This window comes from Pseudomonas sp. NPDC089554 (genome assembly GCF_050280645.1).
GTDB lineage: Bacteria > Pseudomonadota > Gammaproteobacteria > Pseudomonadales > Pseudomonadaceae > Aquipseudomonas.
The window spans coordinates 1-2,907 of the sequence record NZ_JBNNVR010000177.1 but is presented as its reverse complement, the minus strand read 5'-3'; the positions used below and the strand labels follow the sequence as shown (position 1 = coordinate 2,907).

Below are 2,907 nucleotides of genomic sequence, written 5' to 3'. Positions count from 1 at the left end.
GTCGCTCCCGAGCACCTGGCCTATGTCATCTACACCTCCGGTTCCACCGGCAAACCTAAGGGTGCAGGCAACCGCCACAAGGCGCTGACCAACCGCCTGTGCTGGATGCAGCAAGCCTATGGCCTGGGCCTAAGCGATACGGTCTTGCAGAAAACACCGTTCAGCTTCGACGTCTCGGTCTGGGAATTCTTCTGGCCACTGATGACTGGTGCCCGCCTGGCCGTGGCTGGCCCAGGCGACCACCGCGACCCGCGCCGTTTGGTCGAGCTGATCAACGAATACCAGGTCAGCACGCTGCACTTCGTGCCGTCGATGTTGCAGATGTTCCTGCTCGACGAGCAGGTGTCTTCCTGCACGAGCCTGCGCCGCATCGTGTGCAGCGGTGAAGCGCTGCCGGTGGATGCCCAGGACCAAGTCCTGGCCCGCTTGCCGAACGCAGGCCTGTACAACCTCTATGGCCCGACCGAAGCCGCCATCGACGTCACCCACTGGACCTGCCGCGATGAAGGCCGCGATGCCGTGCCCATCGGCCAGCCCATCGCCAACCTGCAAACCTACGTACTCGATGCAGAGCTGCAACCGGTTCCGGCCGGTGTGGTCGGTGAGCTGTACCTGGGCGGCGAAGGCCTCGCCCGTGGTTACCACCGTCGCCCGGCACTCACTGCCGAACGCTTCGTCACCAGCCCATTCGGGGAAGGCCAGCGCCTGTACCGCACCGGCGACCTGGCCAGCCAGCGCGCCGATGGCGTGATCGAGTACCGTGGCCGAATCGACCACCAAGTAAAAATCCGTGGCCTGCGTATCGAGCTAGGCGAAATCGAAGCTCGCTTGATGGAACAGGACACGGTACGTGAAGCGGTGGTGTTGGCCATCGACGGCGCGCTGATCGGTTACGTGGTGCCGAGAGAATGGCAACCTGAAGCCCAGGAAACCCTGCGCGAAACCATTCGCGAACCGCTGCGCCAAGCCCTGCCGGACTACATGGTCCCCAGCCAACTGCTGTTCATCGAACGCATGCCGCTAAGCCCCAACGGCAAGCTCGAACGCAAAGCCCTGCCCAAGCCCGATGCCAGCCAGGCACAGAAAGCCTACGTCGCCCCACGCACCGAGCTGGAGCAACGCATCGCCACGATCTGGCAAGACGTGCTCAAGCTCGAACGCGTCGGCCTGAACGACAATTTCTTCGAACTGGGCGGCCACTCCCTGCTGGCCACCCAGGTGCGCTCGCGCATCCGCCAGCAACTGGACCTCGACATCGCCCTGCGTACCCTGTTCGAGCACAGCACCCTGGCCGCCTTCTGCCAGGCCCTGGGCGAGGCGGAAAACGACGCGCGCCCTGCCCTGCTGCCCGCCACCCGCGACCAGGCCCTGCCGCTGTCCTATGCCCAGGAGCGCCAGTGGTTCCTCTGGCAGTTGCAGCCCGACAGCGCTGCCTACCACATTCCCGCCGCCCTGCGCCTGCGCGGCCCGCTCGACCCGGCCGCGCTGGCCACGGCCTTCGATGGCCTGGTCGCCCGCCATGAAAGCCTGCGCACCACCTTCATCGAACACGACGGCAAGGCCGTGCAGCACATCGCCGCGCCCACTGCGCAGGTGATCGTGCACGACACCCTGGCACCCGGTGCCGAGCAGGAACAGCGCATCCGCGACTACGTGCAAGCCCAGGTACAACGCCCGTTCGACCTGCGCCAGGGCCCGCTGCTGCGGGTCAACCTGCTGCGCGTGGCCGAGGGCGAGCATGTGCTGCTGCTGGTGCAGCACCATATCGTCTCCGACGCCTGGTCGATGCAGGTGATGGTCGAGGAGCTGGTGCAGCGCTACCACGCCGCCCGCGAAGGCCAGGACGCTGCGCTGCCGGCGCTGGCCGTGCAGTACGCCGACTACGCCCTGTGGCAACGCCAGTGGATGGAAGCCGGCGAGCGCGAGCGTCAGTTGGCCTACTGGAAAGCCCAACTGGGCGCCGCCACTGGCGTGCTGGAACTGCCCACCGACCACCCACGCCCGGCCACCCTCAGCGCCCGTGGCGGGCGCGTGGCGCTGGCGCTGGATGCGCAACTGGGCGAGCAACTGCGCCAGTTGGCCCAGGCGCAGAACGTGACCCTGTTCATGCTGTTGCTGGCCTCGTTCCAGGCGCTGCTGCACCGCTACAGCGGGCAGAGCGACATCCGCGTCGGCGTGCCCATCGCCAACCGCGACCGCCTGGAAACCGAGCGGCTGATCGGCTTCTTCGTCAATACCCAGGTGCTCAAGGCTGAGTTCAACGACCAGCAGGCTTTCCTTGGCCTGCTGCAACAGGCCAGGGAAGCAGCGCTGGGCGCGCAGCAGCATCAGGAGCTGCCGTTCGAGCAACTGGTCGAGGCGTTGCAGCCGGAACGCAGCCTGAGCCACAACCCGCTGTTCCAGGCGATGTACAACCATCAGGATGCCGTGCCCCAGGCCGAGGCGCTGGCGTTGCCAGGGCTCTCGGTCGAGGCGCTGGAGTGGGATGCCGGCACCGCGCAGTTGGACCTGACGCTGGAAACCCAGGATTCGGGGCAAGCCCTGAGTGCGGTGCTGATCTATGCGAGCGATTTGTTCGAGCCCGAGCGCATCGAGCGCATGGCCCGGCATTGGTTGAACCTGTTGCAGGGCATCGTCGCCAACCCGCAGGCCAAGGTGGCTGAGTTGCCGCTGCTGGATGCCGAGGAACAGGCACTGATCGTCGAGCAGTGGAATGACACGGCTGTGACCGATTACCCGCTCGAGACGCCGGTTCATCATCTGATCGAACAGCAGGTGCTGGCCACGCCAGATGCGCCGGCCTTGCGCTTTTGTGAGCAGGAACTGAGCTACCTAGAGCTGAACCAGCGCGCTAACCAGCTGGCTCACCAACTGATCGCCCTGGGCGTTGGCCCGGAAGTGCTGGTC

General features: G+C 65.9%; 1 protein-coding gene. It reads left to right on the top strand.

Annotation, left to right across the window (positions count from 1 at the left end; all coding sequences use genetic code 11):
* Positions 1–2,907 (top strand): amino acid adenylation domain-containing protein (locus ACQKPE_RS26180; RefSeq protein WP_427669595.1); only part of this gene is annotated, 2,907 nt, incomplete at both ends.